The sequence below is a fragment of the Salinispora oceanensis genome, assembly GCF_000383575.1.
GTDB lineage: Bacteria > Actinomycetota > Actinomycetes > Mycobacteriales > Micromonosporaceae > Micromonospora > Micromonospora oceanensis.
In genome coordinates this window covers 468,768-489,793 of the sequence record NZ_KB911579.1, presented here as the reverse complement: position 1 = coordinate 489,793, position 21,026 = coordinate 468,768, and the positions used below count along the sequence as shown (strand labels likewise).

17 protein-coding genes are annotated in these 21,026 nt (G+C 68.6%); 13 read left to right on the top strand and 4 right to left on the bottom strand.

Going from position 1 to position 21,026, the window contains the following annotated elements:
* Nucleotides 1-6 precede the first annotated feature (6 nt).
* From SALPAC4_RS0102005 to SALPAC4_RS0101985, 5 genes are all read left to right on the top strand, one after another.
* Nucleotides 7-450, top strand: coding sequence for an SRPBCC family protein (locus SALPAC4_RS0102005; RefSeq protein ID WP_027644610.1), 444 nt, complete (start codon nucleotides 7-9; stop codon nucleotides 448-450).
* A 40-nt stretch (nucleotides 451-490) separates the two neighbouring features.
* A complete protein-coding gene (locus SALPAC4_RS0102000; protein WP_027644611.1) occupies nucleotides 491-1,114 on the top strand; it encodes a hypothetical protein in 624 nt (207 codons plus the stop codon).
* Between the two features lie 59 nt (nucleotides 1,115-1,173).
* The gene (locus tag SALPAC4_RS0101995) at nucleotides 1,174-2,130 is read left to right on the top strand and encodes an ROK family glucokinase (protein ID WP_019868946.1); all 957 of its coding nucleotides are present in this window, start codon (nucleotides 1,174-1,176) and stop codon (nucleotides 2,128-2,130) included.
* Between the two features lie 99 nt (nucleotides 2,131-2,229).
* A complete protein-coding gene (locus tag SALPAC4_RS0101990) occupies nucleotides 2,230-3,636 on the top strand; it encodes a flavin-containing monooxygenase (RefSeq protein WP_019868945.1) in 1,407 nt (468 codons plus the stop codon).
* Between the two features lie 164 nt (nucleotides 3,637-3,800).
* Complete coding sequence (locus SALPAC4_RS0101985; protein ID WP_019868944.1) at nucleotides 3,801-4,616, top strand: alpha/beta hydrolase; 816 nt, start codon at nucleotides 3,801-3,803, stop codon at nucleotides 4,614-4,616.
* A 15-nt stretch (nucleotides 4,617-4,631) separates the two neighbouring features.
* Here SALPAC4_RS0101985 and SALPAC4_RS0101980 read toward each other — a convergent pair whose 3' ends face one another.
* The 3 genes from SALPAC4_RS0101980 to SALPAC4_RS0101970 form a co-directional block, all read right to left on the bottom strand.
* On the bottom strand, nucleotides 4,632-6,050 hold the full coding sequence (locus SALPAC4_RS0101980) for an alpha,alpha-trehalose-phosphate synthase (UDP-forming) (protein ID WP_019868943.1): 1,419 nt from the start codon (nucleotides 6,048-6,050) through the stop codon (nucleotides 4,632-4,634).
* Between the two features lie 301 nt (nucleotides 6,051-6,351).
* Nucleotides 6,352-7,152, bottom strand: coding sequence for a DUF308 domain-containing protein (locus SALPAC4_RS0101975; RefSeq protein ID WP_019868942.1), 801 nt, complete (start codon nucleotides 7,150-7,152; stop codon nucleotides 6,352-6,354).
* A 195-nt stretch (nucleotides 7,153-7,347) separates the two neighbouring features.
* Nucleotides 7,348-8,040 (bottom strand): Crp/Fnr family transcriptional regulator, encoded by a 693-nt coding sequence (locus SALPAC4_RS0101970; RefSeq protein ID WP_012014480.1) that lies wholly within the window; start codon nucleotides 8,038-8,040, stop codon nucleotides 7,348-7,350.
* A 261-nt stretch (nucleotides 8,041-8,301) separates the two neighbouring features.
* Here SALPAC4_RS0101970 and SALPAC4_RS0101965 point away from each other — a divergent pair, with 261 nt between their 5' ends.
* The 3 genes from SALPAC4_RS0101965 to proC all read left to right on the top strand — a co-directional run bounded on the left by SALPAC4_RS0101965 (nucleotide 8,302) and on the right by proC (nucleotide 10,925).
* The gene (locus SALPAC4_RS0101965) at nucleotides 8,302-8,823 is read left to right on the top strand and encodes a polyadenylate-specific 3'-exoribonuclease AS (protein WP_018730684.1); all 522 of its coding nucleotides are present in this window, start codon (nucleotides 8,302-8,304) and stop codon (nucleotides 8,821-8,823) included.
* A gap of 186 nt (nucleotides 8,824-9,009) precedes the next feature.
* Nucleotides 9,010-10,038 (top strand): 6-phosphofructokinase, encoded by a 1,029-nt coding sequence (locus SALPAC4_RS0101960; protein WP_018730685.1) that lies wholly within the window; start codon nucleotides 9,010-9,012, stop codon nucleotides 10,036-10,038.
* 68 nt (nucleotides 10,039-10,106) lie between these two features.
* Nucleotides 10,107-10,925 carry a pyrroline-5-carboxylate reductase gene (gene proC, locus SALPAC4_RS0101955; protein ID WP_019868941.1) on the top strand — a complete coding sequence of 273 codons (819 nt, stop codon included), beginning with the start codon at nucleotides 10,107-10,109 and terminating at the stop codon, nucleotides 10,923-10,925.
* Nucleotides 10,926-11,064: 139 nt separating this feature from the next.
* Here the strand turns inward: proC and SALPAC4_RS0101950 are convergent, their stop codons facing one another.
* Nucleotides 11,065-15,348 (bottom strand): GH92 family glycosyl hydrolase, encoded by a 4,284-nt coding sequence (locus SALPAC4_RS0101950; RefSeq protein ID WP_027644613.1) that lies wholly within the window; start codon nucleotides 15,346-15,348, stop codon nucleotides 11,065-11,067.
* Between the two features lie 306 nt (nucleotides 15,349-15,654).
* On the opposite strand from SALPAC4_RS0101950, the gene SALPAC4_RS0101945 reads away from it, so the two are divergent.
* The 5 genes from SALPAC4_RS0101945 (at nucleotide 15,655) to SALPAC4_RS0101925 (ending at nucleotide 21,025) form a co-directional block, all read left to right on the top strand.
* Nucleotides 15,655-16,896, top strand: coding sequence for an ABC transporter substrate-binding protein (locus tag SALPAC4_RS0101945; protein WP_019868939.1), 1,242 nt, complete (start codon nucleotides 15,655-15,657; stop codon nucleotides 16,894-16,896).
* A 104-nt stretch (nucleotides 16,897-17,000) separates the two neighbouring features.
* Complete coding sequence (locus tag SALPAC4_RS0101940) at nucleotides 17,001-17,897, top strand: carbohydrate ABC transporter permease (RefSeq protein WP_026323380.1); 897 nt, start codon at nucleotides 17,001-17,003, stop codon at nucleotides 17,895-17,897.
* Nucleotides 17,894-18,787 carry a carbohydrate ABC transporter permease gene (locus tag SALPAC4_RS0101935; RefSeq protein ID WP_019868938.1) on the top strand — a complete coding sequence of 298 codons (894 nt, stop codon included), beginning with the start codon at nucleotides 17,894-17,896 and terminating at the stop codon, nucleotides 18,785-18,787. Before SALPAC4_RS0101940 ends, SALPAC4_RS0101935 begins: the two co-directional genes overlap by 4 nt.
* Nucleotide 18,788: 1 nt before the next feature.
* On the top strand, nucleotides 18,789-20,066 hold the full coding sequence (locus SALPAC4_RS0101930; RefSeq protein WP_019868937.1) for an AGE family epimerase/isomerase: 1,278 nt from the start codon (nucleotides 18,789-18,791) through the stop codon (nucleotides 20,064-20,066).
* Complete coding sequence (locus tag SALPAC4_RS0101925; protein ID WP_019868936.1) at nucleotides 20,063-21,025, top strand: carbohydrate kinase family protein; 963 nt, start codon at nucleotides 20,063-20,065, stop codon at nucleotides 21,023-21,025. Before SALPAC4_RS0101930 ends, SALPAC4_RS0101925 begins: the two co-directional genes overlap by 4 nt.
* Nucleotide 21,026 lies beyond the last annotated feature (1 nt).

The following is a 21,026-nucleotide window of genomic DNA, read 5'->3' as shown; positions in this document are numbered from 1 at the left end:
GCCCCCATGGCGGACTCTTCCACCCAGTCGATCACGATCGGTGCGGCACCGGAAAGGGTGGCGGCGGTCATTTGTGACCTTCCGAGCTACCCCGAATGGACCGATACGTTGCGGCAGGTGGAGGTCCTGGAGGAGTACGCCGACGGCTCCGCCCGTCAGGTGCGGTTCACCCTCGACGCCGGAGTTCTGGTGGACGAGTATGTGCTGGTCTACGAGTACGCAGACGACCTCAGCCGGATCGGGTGGCACTTGGCGGAGCCCTCTCGAATGCAACGCACCCAGCGCGGTTCGTACGACCTGGTCGGCAACGCCGACGGCACGACCACGGTGACGTACACGCTGGAGGTCGAGCTGTCGGTCGGGATGCTTGGCATGTTTCGCCGTAAGGCGGAGAGAATGATCATGGAAGCTGCGTTGAAGCAGCTCAAGCGCCGGGTAGAAAGCATCTGACGTGCCGCAGTGACGCGGCCGTTTCGTGGAGGAGCCGATCATGACGGCAACGGATCCGGGCTCGGCCCGGGAAGAGGCGGAACGACTGGTCGCGACCCTGTTGGCCGCGGTGCGGCTCGCCGCGGCCGGCGCGGAGGGTGGCACCTCCTGGGGTCCGCTCGGTGGGGTCGTCTCGAGTGTTCTCGGTCACGCTGGGAACTCGACCGGTGCCGGTCTGTCGACCGGTACGGCGGAGTGCTGCATCTGCCCGCTCTGCCGGGCGATTGTCGCCTTACGGGACCCGAGTCCGGAATTCGCCGAGCGGCTCGCCACCGGAGCCGGTGATCTGGCTGCCGGAGTGGCGAGCCTGCTCCGAGCATTCGCCTCGGCGCAGGCGGCCCCCACTTCGGCGGCGGACCCCACCGCGGAAGCCGCGGCATCGGGGCGGTCAACCCCGGTGTGGCAGGCAGCTACCCGGAGCAGGCATGATTCTCCGTCGGCGCCCGAGGGGGATGCCTGGTCCGCCGCGACTCGGGCGGAGGAGGCCCCCGTCCCGGCCGCCGCACCGCCCGGCAACGCCGCCGGGCCGGCCGCGACAGAGAAGGTGCCGGCGATGGCTGACCGTCCCGTCGTGCCCGCCGCGCGGGCACCCGGCGACATGGGCGAGAGCGCCCGAGGGGCCTGACCCAGTACCCCCGACCCGACCGGCGCGACGCCCCGGGTCGGGCAGCACAGCAGAGGGGAGTGGCAGCGGTGACGCTGACCATCGGAGTGGACGTCGGTGGCACGAAGGTCGCAGCCGGCGTCGTGGACGACACGGGCACGGTGCTCGTGCAGACCCGACGGGACACTCCCGCGGATGACGTCGGCAAGACCTGCGACCTCATCGTTGAGGTGATCCGAGAACTGGCCGAGGGCCGGGCGATCGAGGGCGTCGGCATCGGCGCGGCCGGCTGGATCGACGCCAGTCGTTCGACTGTGCTCTTCGCCCCGAACCTCGCCTGGCGGGACGAGCCGCTGCGCGAGTTCGTCAACGGAGCCACCAACCTGCCGGTGATCGTGGAGAACGACGCCAACGTGGCCGCCTGGGCGGAGTTCCGCTACGGCGCGGCCCGCGATGCCGAGGACTCGATGGTCATGTTCACCATCGGCACCGGGGTTGGCGGCGGGATCGTGCTCGGCGGCGAGTTGGTGCGTGGCGCGCACGGCATCGCCGCCGAGCTGGGACACATGCTCAGCGTGCCGGACGGGCACCAGTGCGGCTGCGGCCGGCTGGGCTGCATCGAGCAGTACGCCAGCGGAAGCGCCCTGGTGCGGTTCGCCCGCGCCGCGGCCCGCCAGGAACCGCACCGCGCTGCCGGCCTGCTGGCGTGCGCCGGTGGCGACGTTGACGCGATCACCGGCCGGATGATCACCGCCGCGGCGCAGGACGGTGACCCGGTTTCCACGGAGGCTTTCGCCCAGGTCGGCCACTGGCTCGGCAACGGCCTCGCCGACCTGGCACAGATCCTGGACCCACAGGTGTTGGTGGTCGGCGGTGGCGTCGTCGAAGCCGGCGATCTGCTGCTGGGACCGGCTCGCTCCGCCTTCACCGAGGCGCTCGCGCAGCGGGGTCGGCTGCCGGTGGCGGAGATCTGTCCCGCCAAGCTCGGCAACAACGCCGGTCTCATCGGCGCTGCCGACCTCGCCCGTCAGATCTAGGACGCGGGCCGGCGCCGGGCCGGGCTGGACATTGTGCATCCGATGTGGGCAGGATGCTGCGCGACCCGGCATCCGTGCCGCACCTAAGGAGATGCCTCGGTGACCACCTCCACCGATCACGGCTGGCCCGACCCGGCGTCGAGTGCCCTCGACCTGAACCGTGACGGCCGCTCCGTCTCCGACCGCGGTGAGACGGTCTGCGTGATCGGGGCGGGCCCAAGTGGGCTGACCGCGATCAAGAATTTGACCGAGCACGGGTTCGGCGTCGACTGCTACGAGCGGGAGACCGGAGTCGGCGGGGTGTGGAACTGGCGGCACGACCGCAGCCCGGTCTACGCCAGCACCCACCTGATCTCGTCGCGTCCGTTAACCCAGTTCCCCGATTTCCCGATGCCGGACGACTGGCCGGACTACCCGCATCACAGCCAGTTGCTCTCCTACCTCGAGCGGTATGCGGACCACTTCGACCTGCGCCGGCACGTCTGGTTCGGCACGGAGGTGGTGCGGGTCGAGCCGGCGGATGGCGACCGGTGGGACGTCACGACCCGCAGCACCGGCGGCTACGGCCCGGAACGGACCTCCCGGTACGCCGCGGTTGTGGTCGCCAACGGCCACAACTGGTCGCCGAAGCTGCCCAACCACGAGGGCCTTGCCGAGTTCCGGGGTGAGGTCATGCACGCCTCGTCCTACCAGGATCCGGCGCAGCTGCGGGGCAGGCGGGTGCTGGTGGTCGGTGCCGGCAACACCGGCTGCGACATCGCCGCCGAGGCGGCCCAGCAGGCCGCCCACTGCTGGCACTCCACGCGCCGTGGCTACTGGTACGCACCGAAGTATCTCCTCGGCCGTCCGGCTGACCAGCTCAACGACCTGTTGCTGGCGCTGCGGTTGCCCCGGCGGCTCCGTCAGTGGCTCTTTCACCGCCTCCTCCGGGTGAGTGTGGGGGATCTGACCCGTTTCGGTCTGCCGCAGCCCGACCACCGGATGCTGGAGACGCATCCGATCGTGAACAGTCAGCTTGTCTACTATCTGGGCCATGGCCGGGTCACTCCGGTGCCGGACGCCGTCCGCTTCCACCCGGACTCCGTCGAGTTGGCGGACGGCCGGAAGGTCGATCCGGAGCTGGTCGTGTTCGCCACCGGCTACCTGCCCCGGTTCGAGTTTCTCGACCCGAAGATCCTTGGCGACGATGGCGGGGCCGGGCGTCCGGCGCTGTGGCTCAACGCCTTTGTGCCGAATCATCCGACCCTCGCCGTGGCCGGCCTGGTGCAACCGGATTCCGGTATCTTCCCGCTGTCTCACTGGCAGAGCGTGCTCTTCGCCCGGTTGCTGCGACTGCGGGAGACCCGGCCCAGCAAGGCGGCAGCCTTCGCCGCCACGGTGACGGCGCGGGCGGGGGAGCGCTACGCGGGGCCGGTCAAGGAGAGCAGCCGGCACTGGTTCGAGGTCGGTCACGCCGACTACCTGCGCGCCCTGCAGCGCGCCCTGCACGACCTGGAGGCCAAGTGAGTGCGAGGAGTGAGCTTGCGAGCCCCGCAGTCGCGAGCGGAGGGTGGGCGTGGTGAGTGCGAGGAGTGAGCTTGCGAGCCCCGCAGTCGCGAGCGGAGGGTGGGCGTGGTGAGTGCGAGGAGTGAGCTTGCGAGCCCCGCAGTCGCGAGCGGAGGGTTTACCCGGTGAGCCAGCAGGTACGGGTCATCCGGGGACGGGAGTGGGCTCGCCCGGTCCGTCCGGTTCGGCGCGAGGTGCTCGAGGCCGTCCCCGGGCTGGATGAGGGTCGGCCGCCGCTGTTGTTCGTTCCTGGCTTCGGTCACGGCGCCTGGGCATTTGCCGAGCACTGGCTGGGGCACGCCGTCGAGCGTGGCTTCTCCGGGTACGCGTTGAGTCTGCGTGGGCAGTCTGGCAGCGGACCGGCACCGGAGGCCACGCTGGGGGCGTACGCCCATGACGTGGTGCAGGTGGCCGCGGGGCTGCCCCGCCGGGCGGTGCTGGTCGGGCATGGCGCTGGGGCGCTGGTGGTTGCGCACGCCCTGGCCCGCTACCCGGCCCGCGCCGCCGTGCTGGTGGCCCCAGTCTTCGGTGGTTGGGCAACGGCGGTCACGGCGCTGCGCCGCAACCCCCTGGGTACGTTGCCGGCGCTCGTCGGCGGTCGGCTGCGGTGCAGCCGCGCCCAGTTGTTCGGTCCGGAACTGCCCCGTGATGAGGCGCGGCGGCACCTGTCCCGGCTGGGCCGCCCGGCCCGACGTGCCCAGTGGCAGCTGCTGTTCGGGCGAGAGCCCGAGCCGGCTGTGGGCGACCCACCGGTGTTGGTGCTCGGTAGCCCGGAGGATCGGATTGTGCCGCGCTCGGCGCTCACCCGGGCTGCCCGACGGTACGCCTCGGCCCCGCTGCTCTTCCCCGGTATGGGCCACGACCTGATGCTGGACGCCGGGTGGCGGGAACCGATCGACGCGATCCTCGACTGGCTGGAGAAGGAGCCGTCCGCCGGCTGAGCCCGGGTGGGTCGGTCAGCGGCTCGTACCGAGTCGACTGAGCAGGGCGCTGTCCTGGTCCAGAGCGGCCAGGTAGGAGCGAGCCCAGGCGTGGATGTCGTGCTGGCGCAGGTGCGTCCGCATCTTCCGCATCCGCTCGCGGACCTGATCCGGTCGGGCCCGCAGCGCCGCGAGCAGGCCCTGCTTGAGGCCTTCCAGATCGTGCGGGTTCACCAGGTACGCCTGGGGTAGCTCGGCGGCGGCGCCGGCGAACTCGCTGAGCAGCAGCGCGCCGGTGTCGTCTACCCGGGCGGCTACGTACTCTTTGGCGACCAGGTTCATGCCGTCCCGGAGTGGGGTCACCGCCATCACGTCCGCGATCCGGTAGAGCGCGGCCAACTCGGCGCGGTCGAAGGGCTGGGTCAGGTAGTGGATGGCCGGCTCGCCGACACGGCCGAATTCGCCATTGATCCGGCCAACCTCGCGCTCGACCCGTCTGCGGAGGATTTGGTACTGCCCCACCCGCTCGCGGCTGGGGACCGCCACCTGGACCAGGACAGTGTCCTGCACCTTGACGTGTCCGTCGGCGATCAGCTCGCTGTACGCCTTGAGGCGCTGCTCGATGCCCTTGGTGTAGTCCATCCGGTCGACGCTGAGGATCACGTGTCCCGGGCTGCCCAGGTCACGGCGAAGCCGGCTGGCGCGGTCGGCGACCTCGGGCCGGTCGGCCAGGGCGGCCATCTCGGCGGTGTCGATGGAGACCGGGAACGAACCGATGCGTACGACCCGGCCGTCAACGGCGATTCGGTGGTCGGTGGCCGGCAGCCCGAGCACCCGGTCGGCGAGTTGGGCGAAGTTGTGTGCCGCCTGGGCCCGTTGGAAGCCGACGAGGTCGGCACCGAGCATTCCCCGCAGGAGCTCGGCTCGCCGGGGGAGCTGCATGAACAGCTCCGGCGGCGGGAACGCCACGTGGAGGAAGAAGCCGATTCGCAGGTCCGGACGGAGCGCCCGGAGCAGGCCGGGCACGAGCTGTAGGTGGTAGTCCTGCACCCAGACCACGGCGCCGGGCTCGGCCACCTCAGCGGCGGCTGTCGCGAACCGTTGGTTGACCCGCTGGTACGCCTCCCACCAGCGGCGGTGGTGCTCCGGCTGTTCGACGGCGTCGTGGTAGAGCGGCCAGAGCGTGGCGTTGGCGAAGCCCTCGTAGTGGTCACGTAGGTCGTCGGCGGTGAGCGGCACCGTGTGCATTCGGACCCCGTCAACGTCGGGCAGCGCCGGTGCCGGCCCGGTGCCACCCGCCCACCCCACCCAGGTGGCGGGTGTCTGCCGTAGTGGGGAGTGCAAGGCGCTGACCAGGCCGCCGGGGCGGCGGCGCCACTCGCAGGCACCGTCGGGCGCCGTACTGTCGTCGATGGGAAGGCGGTTGGCGACCACCACCAGGGAACTCTGTCGCACTTCGGACGTTTCCGATCTGCCGGAGACCGCCGCAACAGGGGGATAGGGCCGGCAGCCGGCGGAGGGGGAATGACGGACAGCAGTATTCCTACTAACCGTAAGTTACACCAATGTTACGCCCCCGCTTCGGGGCGGCCCGGGCGGCCCGTAACCGGTAGGGGGATCCGTAACCGGTGGGCGGCCGTAACCGGTGGGGCGAGCTGGGTTTGTGACCGGTGGGGCCCCGTAGCCGGTGGGCGAGCCGCGGTGGGCGCGCCGGGTGGTGCGGCTCCGTGATGGGCCCAGGAAGCGCCAGATCAGATCAGACGACGGCGCCGTCGTCCGGGTCGTGTTCGTCCCGGTCGCCGGGGCGGAGCCGGCAAACCAGGGTGACGAAGCCGGCGAGGATGCCGGTGAAGCCGAGCAGGGTGACAATCCCCGGGTCCACCGGAAGTAGCGACGGGTAGAGGAAGAGCAGGAAGCCGACCACGATGGCCAAGATGCCGAGCGCCGCGTACTTGGAGATGCGGGGCAACGGTGGGGGCGGGGGTGGCGTGTACCGCTCGGTCTCCTCGTCGTCGTCGGGCAGGTCCGCGCCGAAGGTGTCCAACCCGTCAAGGAGCGATGGCTCCTCCTCCCGCCCCTGGCTGACGGAGACACCGGAGACGTCCGCCGCGTAGGGCAGTCGTCGGGTTTCGGTGGAGGTCCGGCCGGCCCGATCCTCGTCCACGTCCTCCGCGGCGGGCCACCGGTTGTCACCACCACTGGCGGAGGTGGTGTGGAACCCGGCGACTATCCGCGCCCATTCGGCCTCGATGTCGGGTTCGTTGTCCCGGGTCCGGTCGGTGGCGCCTTCGTCGGCGAGCTGGGTCAGGTAGTCCCGAGCGGTTCGGAGGTGGGAGCGGTCCACGTACAGCCGATCGATCGGCCGGGGCGGGACCGTGGTGGTGCGGGTGACCGGGTTGAGGTCGGCCGAGGGTTGTAGGTAGGCGGCGATGCCGCCGGCGGCGAGCACGTCCAGAAGATGCTCACCCACCCGGGGATCCACATCGCCGGCGACCGCGTACTCGCTTGCGTCGATCCCGTTGTCCCGCCGTCCCCGGCGGGCCCCACCCGCTGACACCGGACAACCTCCTCATCGCGCGCCGGGGGCGCGCTCCCGAAGCCTCTCGGCGTCTGTGCCCGCCGTGCCTTGAATCGTGACACGCCGGGGACCGGTTGCGGGAGTGCGTTCGGTCGCGTCTTGCGATCGGAACAGTCGCCGGGGCGCGCCCCGGCCGGGGCCGATCGCCCGCCCCGACCCCGATCGTACGTGCCGTCAGCGCTCGCTCATGCCGGCGCGGCGACGCAGCGACGCCACGTCGGTCACCACGATCCGGCGGCCCTCGGTGCGCAGCCAGCCTCGGCTGGCGAAGGAGCCGATCGCCTGGTTGACGCTCTGCCGGGAGCCGCCGGCCATCTCGGCGAGCTGGCTCTGGTTGAGCTCAATTGTGATCATGGGCGCCTGGCTTTCACCGGCCAGGCGGACCAGCGTCTTGGCCACCCTTCCGGGCAAATCGAGGAAGACATGGTCGGCGTTCTGCTCGGTCAGCCGGCGGATTAGGCTGCCGAGGGAGCGCATCACCGCGTCAAGGATGCGCGGGTTTGAGTGCACCAGCTCCATGAAGGCGCCCCGGGACAGGGCGAGGGCCGCGCAGTCCTCGATGGCCTCGGCGGATGCCGACCGGGTGGAGGCGTCCAGCAGTGAGACTTCGCCCAGCACCTCCGGCGGCCGGATCACCGACAGCACTGCCCGCTCACCGGTGGGAGCCGTGCGAAAGACGGCCACCGCGCCGCGGCGTAGCACGATCAGGGACTCGCCCGGGTCGTTCTCCACGAAGAGCAGCTGTCCCTTGCGGTAGGTGCGTGGCACCGCCGCCGCGATTACTCGTTGCCGAGCTTCTGGCTCGAGGCCGGCGAACATCTCGACGCCCGTCAGCGCGTCACCTGGCTCCGGTAGGCGCACCTCCACGTCCCAACCCCTCCCCCGGTCAAGGACCCCTGACTCGCTCACCGGGTGAACCTGACAGGGACTGCCAAGGTGCTCCGATGCCTCCGGTAGCGGTACACATCAGATCATGACGGCCTGGTCGCTTGCTGTACACCCCTCAATTCGTTTGCGTGACCTTCGAGACCTATCCGATACCAGTTCTGACCTGCGAGGACGCGGAGCGCCCGGGCCGGCGGCACCCACCCCGGTGCGGTCGTGACGGCATACGCCAGGATGGCGGTGATGGTTTATCGCTACTTCTATGACTGCGAGTTCATCGAGGATGGCCGCACCATCGACCTGGTGTCGATCGGCGTCGTCGATGAGTACGGTCGTGACTTCTACGCCGTCTCCACCGAGTTCGACGACTCCCGGGCGGTGCCCTGGGTGCGTCGTAATGTGCTGAGTCAGCTGCCGTCGCCGGCGGATCGGGCGTGGCGGTCCCGCGCGCGGATCCGGGACGAGCTGGAGGAGTTCCTGTTGGAACCGGTCCGGGGCCGTCCCGGCGAGCAGCTGGAGCTGTGGGCGTGGTACGCGGCGTACGACCACGTGTCGCTGGCGCAGCTGTGGGGGGCGATGACGGCGTTGCCTCGTCAGATCCCGCGCTTCACCAAGGACCTGCGCCAGCTCTGGGATGACCGGGGTCGTCCGCCGCTGCCGGACGCGGACGCGGCTCGGCATGATGCGCTGGTGGACGCGCGGCACAACCTGGCTCGGTGGCAGGCCATGACAGGATCGGGTCGGACGGGGTCGGGTCGACGTTGATCGGGTTCGCTCCGGGGACTGCCTACCACTTGGTAGCCGGGGTGCGGTGTCGGCGCATACCGGACGGGACTACAGTTCGCAATGACGGCCCGCCCCGGGCCGGCAATGGCGCCGATGGTCTGATTCGACACATATCCTGGGGCTTAACCGGGCTTTACCCAATGTTCCCAGGAGGATGAGCAGATCATGCGTATCGGCGTGCTCACCGGCGGCGGCGACTGCCCCGGTCTCAACGCGGTCATCCGGGCGGTGGTTCGGAAGGGCGTGGCCAACTACGGTCACGAGTTCGTGGGCTTCCGGGATGGCTGGAAGGGCCCGCTCGAGGGGCTTTCCCGCCCGCTGGGGATCGCGGAGGTGCGGGGTATCCTGCCGCGTGGCGGTACGATCCTGGGCTCCTCCCGGACCAACCCGTTCAAGATTGAGAACGGCGTTGAGCGGATCAAGGAGAACCTCGCCGCGCAGGGCGTTGACGCGCTGATCGCGATCGGCGGCGAGGACACCCTTGGTGTCGCCACCAAGCTGCACGAACTCGGCGTCAACGTGATCGGCGTGCCGAAGACGATCGACAACGACCTCGGCGCCACCGACTACACCTTCGGCTTCGACACCGCGGTCAACATCGCGATGGAGGCGATCGACCGGCTGCACACCACCGCCGAGAGTCACCACCGCACCCTGGTGGTCGAGGTGATGGGCCGGCACGCTGGCTGGATTGCCCTGCACGCCGGTCTCGCCGGTGGCGCCAATGTGATCCTGCTGCCGGAGCGGCAGTTCGATGTGAACCAGGTCGCCGGCTACGTCGAGAAGCGTTTCCAGCACCAGTACGCCCCGATCGTCGTGGTCGCCGAGGGCGCCCACCCGCTCGAGGGGCAGATGGTCCTGCACAACCAGGAGCTGGACGCCTTCGGCCACGTCCGCCTCGGGGGCGTCGGCCAGTGGCTTGCCGAGCAGCTCGAAGCCAAGACCGGCAAGGAAGCCCGTACCGTCGTGCTCGGCCACATCCAGCGCGGGGGCACCCCGACCGCCTTCGACCGGGTGCTCGCCACCCGGCTCGGTCTCCAGGCGATCGACGCGGTGCATGAGGGCGACTGGGGCAAGATGGTGGCGATGCAGAGCACGGACATTGTCCGCGTGCCGCTGGCCGAGGCCACCCGCGAGCTGAAGACCGTGCCGCTGGAGCGGTACGCCGAGGCTGAGGTCTTCTTCGGTAGCTGATCGTTCAACCGGTGCGCGGTGGGCCCCGGCCCACCGCGCACCGGCCTACGCGGGAAGAGGTACGGCCGATGGCGGAAACCGTGCACCCGGTCGCGGTCATTGGGGCTGGCAAGATCGGCGAGCTGGTGCTCTCCGGCCTGCTGCGCTCGGGCTGGCCGGCGGAGCGGCTGTTGGCCACCACCCGGCGGCAGGCGCGGGCCGAGGAACTGGCCCTCCGCTACGGCGTACGGGTGGTTGACAACCACACCGCGGTGGCCGAGGCCGAGGTGCTCGCGATCGCGGTCAAGCCGCAGGACGCGGCGGCGTTGCTGGACGAGATCGGCCCGAAGATTCCGGCCGACAAGCTGGTCATCTCGCTCTGCGCCGGCCTGCCCACCAGCTTCTTCAGCCGGCGGTTGGCCGCCGGCACCCCGGTGGTGCGGGTGATGACCAACACTCCGGCTCTGGTTGACGAGGCGATGTCGGCGATCTCCGCCGGAGAGCACGCCACCGACGCGCACCTAGCCCTGGCCGAGGAGATGTTCACCCCACTCGGCGGGACGCTACGGGTCCCCGAGTCGCAGCAGGACGCGGTGACCGCGTTGTCGGGTTCCGGGCCGGCGTACTTCTATTTGCTGGTTGAGGCGATGGTCGACGCGGGCATCCTGCTCGGCCTGCCCCGGCAGGTCGCCCACGAGTTGATCGTGCAGACCGCGATCGGGTCCGCGGTCATGCTGCGCGACTCCGGCGAGCACCCGGTCAAGCTGCGGGAGGCGGTGACCTCGCCCGCCGGCACCACCATCTCCGCCGTCCGCGAATTGGAGAAGCACGGGGTGCGGGCGGCGCTGTTGGCCGCCCTGGAGGCGGCCCGGGACCGGGCCGGGGAACTGGCCGCCCAAGCCGACTGAGCGGCAACGGAGCGGTGGGACGCCGCACCGGGAGCAGGCCGGCCGTGCTGAGCGCCGCCGGGACGGGAGTGGCCCCGAGGGGCACCCTCGGGGCCGGCAGCGGGGTCGGCCACTGTGCCAGCGGCCGACCCCGGAATCGTTACAGGTCCTTACACTGCCCGGAGGCAGGTCCCTGCACCGAGTTCGGCACCCCATTGTCGGTGGGCGCGACGGTGTTGCGGGAGCACGACAGGGGTCCGCCGACCGACGCCGCCGCGATCACCGGCGCCTGGTTCCGCGTCAGGACCGTCGGTCCGGCGACGGTGGTGCGTTCGATGCTCACCTCGCCGGTCACGTGGGACACCGTCAGCGGCCCTCCGAGCTGAACCTCCCGGAGCACCACCGCCTCGGCCCCGTTGGCGGCAACCGGACCGGAGATGGTCGAGTCGACCGCGTGGAGCACGGCACCGGATCGCACCGTCACCGGCCCGTTGACGGTTGCCTCGGACAGGCACGTCACCCCGGAGTCGACCTTCAGCGGCCCGTTGACGTTGCCGCTCACCGTCTTCGTACACGAGGGAGGGGTCGTGGCGAGCAACTCGACCTCGGCGAGGACGGGGATGGAGTCGCCGCCCTCGGGCGTGAGCCGGTAGTGCAGGTACCGCCCGGGCCGGTCCACGGCGAAGGACCGGGTCTGCAGTCGCCAGGTGAACTCCTCAGCGGCACGACTGTCGATGGTGGTCCAGGTGTCTCCGTCGTAGGAGCCCTGCAGTTGCCAGCCCACCGGGTCGGTCCCGGTGTCCGGCCCCGATGTGAGGGTGTAGTGGGTGACCCGCTCCGGGGCACCCGCTACCGCCCACTGCAGCGGCGCCGCCACCGGAGCCGAGGTGGTGGAGGTGTTGTCGGCCAGCGCCGCCGGACCACCGGTCACCGCGATGTCGGACATCGGTCGGGGGGTTTCACCGGAGGGGGTGAGGGACGGGGGGAGGTCCGCTTCGCCGCTGCCCCAGGAAGACGGTTGCGAGCCCATGGTGAAGTCCAGCACCGCGCCACCGGCCAGCACCTCGTGTGAGATCGAGGTCTGGTGGTACGGCTTCCCGTTGACCTTGAGGCCCTGCACGTAGACGTTGTCGGCGCTGTTGTTCGGCGCGTTGACGACGATCTTTTTGCCGTTGTCCAGGTGCACGGTGGCCTTCGTGAACAGCGGTGAGCCGATCACGTAGTTCTCGCTACCCACCTGGAGCGGGTAGAAGCCCAGCGCGCTGAACAGGTACCACGCCGAGGTCTCACCGTTGTCCTCGTCGCCGGCGTACCCCTGGCCGATCTCACTGCCGATGTACAGCCGGGACAGCACCTCTCGGACGATTTTCTGCGTCTTGGCCGGCTGGCCGGCGTAGTTGTACATCCAGGGAATGTGGTGCGATACCTGGTTGCTGAAGCCCCACATGCCCATCCGGACGTCCCGCGCCTCCCGCATCTCGTGGATGATCCGGCCGTACGAGCCGGGGAAGGTCCCCGTCTCCGGCGTGGCGAAGAACTCGTCCAGCTTCTCGGCCAGCGCCTCCCGCCCTCCGTACAGGTTGGCGAGGCCTTCGCCGTCGTGCGGGACGTGGAAGGCGAAGTTCCACCCGTTGGTCTCGGTGTAGTCGTGCTCGTGCCCCCACACGTGCGGCTCGTACGTCTCGGGCGTCGACTTCCACCGCCCGGACGCGTCGCGCCCCTGGAAGAACTCGATCGCCGGGTCGAAGGCGTGCGTGTAGTTCAGCGCCCGGCTGCGGAAGTACTCCGCCTCCTCCCGGTAGCGGGCCCGGTCGGCTTCCGGGGTGTCCGGGTCCTCGGCCAGTTCGGCGGCCATGTTCGCGATACCGAAGTCGTTGATGTAGCCCTCCAACGCCCAGGAGACGCCTTCGGAGACCGCGGTCGAGGTGTACCCGTGGAAGATCGATTCCGGTAGGCCCTTCCGGCCAACGCTGCTGTTGTTGGCGTTCCCGGGCGGCACGACGGTGGCGTTGCGCACCGCCGCGTCGTACGCGGCCCGTACGTCGAAGTTGCGCACCCCCTTGACGTACGCGTCGGCGAACGAGACATCCGAGCTGGTGCCGGTCATCAGGTTCCGGTAGCCGGGGGCCGACCACCGCGACACCCAACCACCGTCCCGGTACTGCTGGACGAAGCCGTCAACAAGTTCACCGGCGGTGGTGGGGCTGAACAGCGCATACGCCGGCCAGGTGGTGCGGTAGGTGTCCCAGAAGCCGTTGTTGACGTACACCTTTCCAGCTACCACGTCCGCGCCGGTCTCGGTTGGTGTGGTCCCCGGTGGCAGGGTGCTCGAGGTGGACGACTGCACCGCGTGCTTCCACACCGGAGCGGTTGCCGTTCCGACGTTCTCATGTGCGGAGTTCGGGTAGAGGAAGAGCCGGTAGAGGTTGGAGTACAGGGTCACGAGCTGCTCGTCGGTAGCGCCTTCGACCTCAATGACATCGAGCTTGTCATCCCAGAGGTCCTGGGCGCGGGCGCGGACGGTGTCGAAGGTGTCGTCTTCAGCGATCTCCAGCGCCAGGTTCTTCCGAGCCTGGTCGAGGGAGATCAGCGAGGTGGCGATCCGCAGCGTTACGACCTTCGACGTTGAGGTGTCGAAGGCAAGGTAGCCGGTCACGTCGTCGCCACCGCCACCGGTCAACCCACCGTGGGCGACGACGGGGCGGTCCACCGTGCCATAGACGAACATCCGGGTGGCGCCGCTGCCCAGCCGGGTGTCGGAGTAGCCGGTCACGGTGCCGTCGGGGTTGAGGGTCAGGCCGCCCTGGTTGTTGAGGTTGTCGAAGATCAGGTTGCCACGGTCCCCGGTGAAGGTGAATCGGAACATCGCAGCGTGGTCGGTGGGAGCGATCTCCGTCTTGAGCCCGTTGTCAAAGGTCACGCCGTAGTAGTGGGGCTTGGCGGTCTCGTTGACATGTTGGAAGGCCAGCGCCCGCGCCGTTCTGTTGGCGTTCGGTTTGTCGCTGGTGACCGCGGGCATGACCTGGAAGGTCTGCCGGTCACCGATCCATGGACTGGGCTCGTGGCTGGCGGTGAACGCCTGGATCGTCGGCCGGTTGTCGGCGTTGTTGTCCCGTTGGTATTGGTAGACCCAGCTGTTCGAGCCGGCGTCGGTCATCGGCGTCCAGAAGTTGAAGCCGTGCGGCACCGCGGTCGCCGGGAAGGTGTTTCCCCGGGAGAAGTCTCCGGTGGAGTTCGTCCCACGGGTGGTCAACGCGTAGTCGGAGAGCCGGTCGTAGGCGGGGTGCTCGGGGCTCCCGGTCACTCGGATGTCGTCCACCCAGCCCCGGAAGGTGGCCGGGCCGATGTCGCTGTCGTACCCGATCAGAATCCGATCGATCCGCTTCCCCGCGGCCACCTCACCGAGGGACGATCGTTTGCTGTTCCACTGGTCGGCGTAGAGCGACTTGGTGGTCCCCTGCTTCGATGGGTGTAGACCGAAGCCGTACTGGTCAACCGCGTTCAGGTCGCTGAGGTAGGTGCCGTCGTCGAAGGCCAGGTCGACCGCGGCGTAGGTGCTCGGATAGTCGAGATCGCCCTGGGTCAGCTCAGGGAAGATCAGGTACGACAGTTCGCTGGTCGCGGTGACGTCGATGTCAACATCGAAAATCTTGTTGTAGGCGTAGCCGCGTCCGTCAACGGTCTGTCCCCCCGAGTAGCGCAGTGCGTGTTCGCCGCTCCAGCCGGCGTTGGCCTTGGCGGTGGGGCTTCCCGCGGGCCCGTTGTCAACGACGCTGTACATCGGTGTCGGCGGCTTTGGGGTGGTGTCGCCGTTGGAGAGCTGGAGATCCGCCAGCTGGACGATGTCTGCGCCGTGGTTGGCCGTGATGTCCAGGCGGTAGTGCGAGTACTCGGTGTTGTTGCTGAACCGGTACTCCTTGGTCTGGAAACGTTCGGGGAAGTCCTGCCCGGTCTGGGCGTCGAGGGTGACCCAGGTGTCGCCGTCGGCCGACCCCTGTAGCTCCCAGTCCTGTGGGTCCCGCTCCGGTACGTCGTTGGCGGAGGTGAGCGCGTAGTGCAACACCGTCGCCGGGGTCTCGAGTTGGGCCTGTACCCAGCCGGTGGGCTCGAAGACCAGCCACTTGGTGGACGGGTCATTGTCGATGACCCGTCGGACGGTTTCGTTGGGCGGGTTGTCGCCGTTGGCGGTTACCTCGGCGATCGTGTCATTGATGTTGCCGGGGATTCCGCCGGAATCTGGATTTCCGGTTACGCCGGACATCTTGGGTTTTCCGGCTGCGTCGGTTTCTACGGTGTTGGTCCACGTCGGATGCGAATCGTCGGAATCGAACGAGGAGAAGAAGTTGGTGTCGAGCGATGGTGTCGCTGCTGCTGGCAGTTGGGTGCCCGGTATCGCCAGGCCAACCGCGAGCACGGTGGCGATCGCCCTCCGGTGTCTGCCCACGTGATCCTCCAGGGGGTCGTCAAGCGTGCGGGGGGTCACGCTTGAGGGTCGGAGAAAGCGTGTCGGCAGGAGACAACGTTGTCAATAGGTTGATGATCGTTTCGGGTGAGCCTCCGGTGGCGTAATTCATGATCGCCGGGTCAGAGTGGCTGCAATAGGAGAGTTAAGTGGTTTTTGGTGGGTCGTCTCGTGATGTCATCGTTACTTTTTCGTAGCTGGGTTGATGTTGACGAAAACTAGGCGCAGCGAAAGTGTGGTGGCTCTCAGACAACGATGTCATCCCTAGCGGGAGGAAGCATGGGCAGGATGCGTAGGGCGGCCGTCGCCGCGGTCGGGGCGCTCGCGTTGCTGTCGCCCGCCGCTTGCGGTGGTGCCGACAGCGGGGCCGACCAGGAGGTGGAGGTCTTCACCTGGTGGGCCGACGGGGGCGAGAAAGCAGGCCTCGACGGTCTGGTCGCCGCCTTTGACGAGCAGTGTGACTACTCGTTCGTGAATGGGGCGGTGGCGGGCGGCGCCGGTTCGAACGCCAAGCAGGTGCTGGCCTCCCGGCTCCAGCAGGGCGACGCGCCGGACACCTTCCAGGCCCACGCCGGTGCCGAGCTGTCGGACTACATTGCGGCCGGCCAGATCGAGGATCTCAGCGCCCTGTACGAGGAGTGGGGTCTCACCGAGGCGCTGCCGCCGGGCCTGATCGACAACCTCAGCGTGGACGGCAAGGTCTACTCGGTGCCGGTGAACATCCACCGGTCAAACGTGCTCTGGACGAACAAGTCGGTCCTGGCCGATGCCGGTGTCACGGCCGCGCCGACGACGCTGGCCGACCTTTTCGCCGCGCTCGACACGCTCAAGACCGCGGGCATCAACGCGCCGCTCGCGATTGGCAAGGACTGGTCCCAGCTGATGCTGCTGGAGGCGGTCCTGATCAGCGACCTCGGCCCGGAGAGCTTCACCGGCCTCTGGACCGGTGCGACCGACTGGAACAGCCCCGAGGTCACCCAGGGCCTGGAGAACTACAAGCGGCTGCTCAGCTACACCAACGCGGACCGGGACACCTACGACTGGACCGACGCCGGCAAGCTCCTCATGGACGGCAAGGCCGGTTTCTTCCTGATGGGGGACTGGGCGCCGAGCGACTTCGAGACCAAGGGTTTCACCGACTTCGACCACATCGCGTTCCCGGGCAACGGGGACACCTTCCAGTGGCTCGCCGACTCCTTCGTGTTGCCGCAGGGTGCCAAGAACCCCGAGGGCACCAAGTGCTGGCTGAAGACCGTCGGCAGCGCTGAGGGGCAGCAGTCGTTCAACATCAAGAAGGGCTCCATCCCCGCCCGTACCGACGTCACCGAGGCCGACTACCCCGCCTACCAGCAGTCGGCCATTCAGGCATGGAAGACCGGCACGCAGGTCCCGTCCTGCGCCCACGGTGCGGCCTGCTCGCAGGGCGCCGTTGAGGCGGCGAACTCCGCGATCGGCAAGTTCTCCAGCGACCAGGACCTGGCGGGACTGCAGAAGGCGATGTCCGCTGCCGCCGCGCTCGGCAAGAACTAGAACGGCTCGCAGTTTCGGTAACCGCACGGCTGGCGCTCTCGCTCGGTCGTGCGGTTACCGGTCCCGGTTGACATCCGTCCGCCCGAAACCACCAGGAATCTGCCATGCTTACTCGCGTCCGGCGATGGGGACCCGGCCTTCTGCTGATTTCCCCCTCGTTACTCCTGCTTGGAGTGTTCGTCTACGGCCTCATTGGTTGGACGATAAAGGTCTCGATGTCGGATCGGCACACCGCCGCCGAGTCGGACGGATTTGTCGGCCTGAGTAACTATGTCGACCTGTTCACCAACGACATCAACGGCCGGTTCCTGCACTCACTGCGGAATCTGCTGATCTTTACTGTCGTCTTCCTGCTCGGCACGATGCTGCTGGGCCTGCTCTGGGCGTTCCTCCTAGAGCGCGGGGTCCGGGCCGAGGGGCTGTTCCGGACCGTCTACCTGTTCCCCATGGCGGTCTCGTTCGTCGCCTCCGGTGTGGTCTGGCGATGGCTGATGAACTCCGGGCAGGGCGACGACGCTGGTGGCCTGAACGCGATCTTTGGACAGCTGAATCTTGGCTTCCTGCAAAATCCTTGGTGGACCGACCCGGAATGGGGCATGGTCGCCATGGCGGTCCCGGCGATCTGGCAGCTCTCCGGCTATGTCATGGCGCTGTTCCTGGCTGGGTTCCGCGGCATTCCGGCGGAGCTTCGCGAGGCGGCGGCGGTCGATGGAGCCAGCACCTTCCAGCTCTACCGGCGGGTCCTCTTTCCGCAGCTGACTCCGGTGGCGCTCTCCGCGTTGATCATCGTCGGGCACATGTCCATGAAGATGTTCGACCTGATCATGTCTGTCTCCGGTGCCCAGTGGCTGACCGAGGTACCGGCCGTCTACGTCTGGCAGACCCTGCTGACCAGTGACTACGCCAAGGCCTCGGCGATCTCGGTGATCTTGCTGTTGCTGGTCGCGCTGGTCATCGTGCCCTACCTGGTGCAGACGATGAGAACGGAGCGACGTTCGTGACCACCACGACCACTCGGCGGACGCCCCCACCGGCCGTCGCGGCGCCGCCCCGAAAGCGTCGCGGCCCCACCACTGGCGTGATCGGGCGTACCTTCCGGTACTGCCTGCTGCTGCTCTTCCTGCTCATCGTTCTGATGCCGGCGTACGTCCTCGTCGTGACCAGCTTCAAGTCCGGCTCTGACATCGGCGTGAACGGGCAGTGGAATCTGCCCGAGCAGTGGAGCACCGAATCGTGGGCCAAAGCGTGGACGGCCCTCGGCCCGTCGTTTGTGCGGACCTTCCAGCTCGCCATTCCGGTCGCGTTGATCTCCTCGCTGCTCGGCGCGGCGAATGGTTTCGTTCTGTCCCGGTGGCGGTTTCCCGGTGCGGATGTCGTGTTCACCCTGATCCTGTTCGGGATGTTCATCCCCTACCAGGCGGTGATGATTCCGTTGCGGGACGTGGTCAGCACCCTCGGTATCGCGCCGGGTATTCCTACGCTGATCTTCGTGCACTGCGTCTACGGCATCCCGATCTGCACGCTCATCTTCCGTAACTACTACGCCACCACGGTGCCGGTGGAGATGGTCGAGGCCGCGTGGGTCGATGGTGCGGGCCTCATCCGTACCTTCCGGTCGATCATCCTGCCGGTGTCGATTCCGGGCTTCGTGGTCGCCGTGATCTGGCAGTTCACCTCTGCGTGGAACGACTACCTGTTCGCGATCTTCCTTTCCAATACCCGTAATGGGCCGATCACGATCGCGCTCAATGCGCTCGCGGGAGCTCAGTCCCCCGACTACGCGGCCTCAATGGCCGGGGCGTTGATCACCTCGCTGCCCACGCTGGTTGTCTACGTATTTCTGGGTCGCTGGTTCATCGGTGGCCTCATGGCGGGATCGGTGAAGAGCTGACATGACCGAACATCTCTCCGGCCGGCGGCCGACGCGAACCGGCCCGAATCCGGACGCCGCCCATCAGCAGCTCCTCGCCAACCAACGCGACGCGCTGCTGCGGGCCGCCCGCACCTCGGTTCGGCCCGAGGGCGGGTTCTGGTGGTTGGGCGAGCGGGGCGAACCCGACCCACGCCAGCCGCTGCACACCTGGATCGCCTGTCGAATGACCCACGTCTTCGCCCTGGCGCATCTGCAACAGATCCCCGACACCGCCGACGCGGTTGACCACGGCGTCACCATGCTGCGCAGTACCCTGCGGGACGCGCGGCACGGCGGTTGGTTCAGCGCCGTGGAACTGGGTGGGGAACCGGTCACTGACCGGAAGTCCGCGTACGAGCACGCCTTTGTCCTACTGGCCGCGAGTAGCGCGACCCGCGCGGGTCGGCCGGGTGCCGACCAACTCCTGGCCGAGGCGATCGAGGTGGTAGGCGACCGGTTCTGGGACGAGACCGCCGGTCGGACCCGGGAGTCGTGGAGCCGGGACTTCTCCGAGCTGGAGCCCTACCGTGGTGCGAACAGCAGCATGCACATGGTTGAGGCGTTCCTGGCCGTCGGTGAGGTCACCGGGGACCGTCGCTGGGGGCAACGCGCGCTGGCGATCTGTGAGCACCTGGTGCACGACGTGGCCGCCCGACACGACTGGCGGCTGCCCGAGCACTTCACCGCCGACTGGGAGGTGCAGCTGGACTACAACCTCGACCAGCCCGCGGACCCCTTCCGGCCGTACGGGTCCACGGTGGGGCACTGGCTGGAGTGGGCACGACTGCTGCTGCACCTGGAGACCGCGCTCGTAGCACCGCCCCGATGGCTTCTCGATGACGCGCGTGCGCTCTTCACCGCAGCGGTCACCCGTGGCTGGTCGGTTGACGGGGCGGACGGATTTGTCTACACCCTCGACTGGTCGGACCGGCCAGTGGTTAGATCCCGGATGCACTGGGTGCTGGCCGAGGCGATCGGGGCGGCAGCGACGCTGTGGCGGCGCACCGGTGACCACTACTACGAGCATTGGTACCAGATCTTCTGGGACTACGCTCTCCGCCACCTCATTGATGCGAAGACCGGAGAGTGGCACCACGAGCTGGACGAGCTGAACCAGCCGGCGAACCGGGTCTGGCAGGGCCGCCCCGATGTCTACCACGCGTACCAGGCCGTCCTACTGTCCCAGTCACCGATCAAGCCCAGCCTCGCGGGTCTGTACGCCCCCGTGGGAACGAATCAGGCGGAGGTAGGCCGGTGATCGCGGTTGTTGGCGAAGCGCTGATCGACCTGGTCGCGGAGGACACGGCCGGTAGCTACCGCGCCGTGCCCGGCGGTTCACCCGCCAATGTCGCACTCACCCTGGCCCGGCTCGAGCAGCCGGTTCGGCTGCTCGCCCGGCTCGGCAGCGACGGCTTCGGCCAGCGGATCCGGGGCCACCTGCACGCCAACGGAGTCGACCTGACCTGGGCGGTTTCTGCGGGTGAGTCAACCTCACTGGTGGTCGCCACGCTCGACGACTCCGGCCAGGCCACCTACCAGTGCTACCTGACCGGGACCGCCGACTGGCAGTGGACCACGGCCGAGCTACCGAGCTTCGCCGACACCGGGCTGACCGCTCTGCACTCCGGCTCCCTGGCGCTCGCCCTGGCACCGGGCGCGGCGGTCGTAGAAGAGCTCTTCGCCCGGGAACGAGACCGCGGGGCGCTCACCCTGTCGATCGACCTCAACCTGCGCCCCACCATCGTCCCCGACCGCGTTGGGGAGCAGCGCCGGGTCGAGCGGCAGGTGCGCTCCGCGCACCTTGTCAAGGCGAGCGAGGAGGACCTTGACTGGCTCTACCCGGACCGCACCATTGAACAGGTCATGGCCGAGTGGCGGGCTGCCGGGGTGGCCTGCGCGGTGGTGACGCGCGGCGCTGCCGGCAGCTGTCTGCTGGCTCCGGACGGGGCGATGTACCGACAGCCAGCCCGGCGGGGCGAGGTGGTCGATACCGTCGGTGCGGGCGATTCGTTCACCGGCGGCCTGCTCGCCGCCCTCGCGGACTTCGGTGCGCTCGGTGACCAGCCCGGTGCCCGTCTCGCTGCCGTCACCCCGAGTCAGTGGCGCCAGGGGCTGCATCAGGCCAGCACCATCGCGGCGCTCACCTGTGGCCGGCGGGGGGCTGATCCACCCACGCTCGCCGATGCCGTCGCGGCGTTCCCCACGGGGTCAGCGTAGC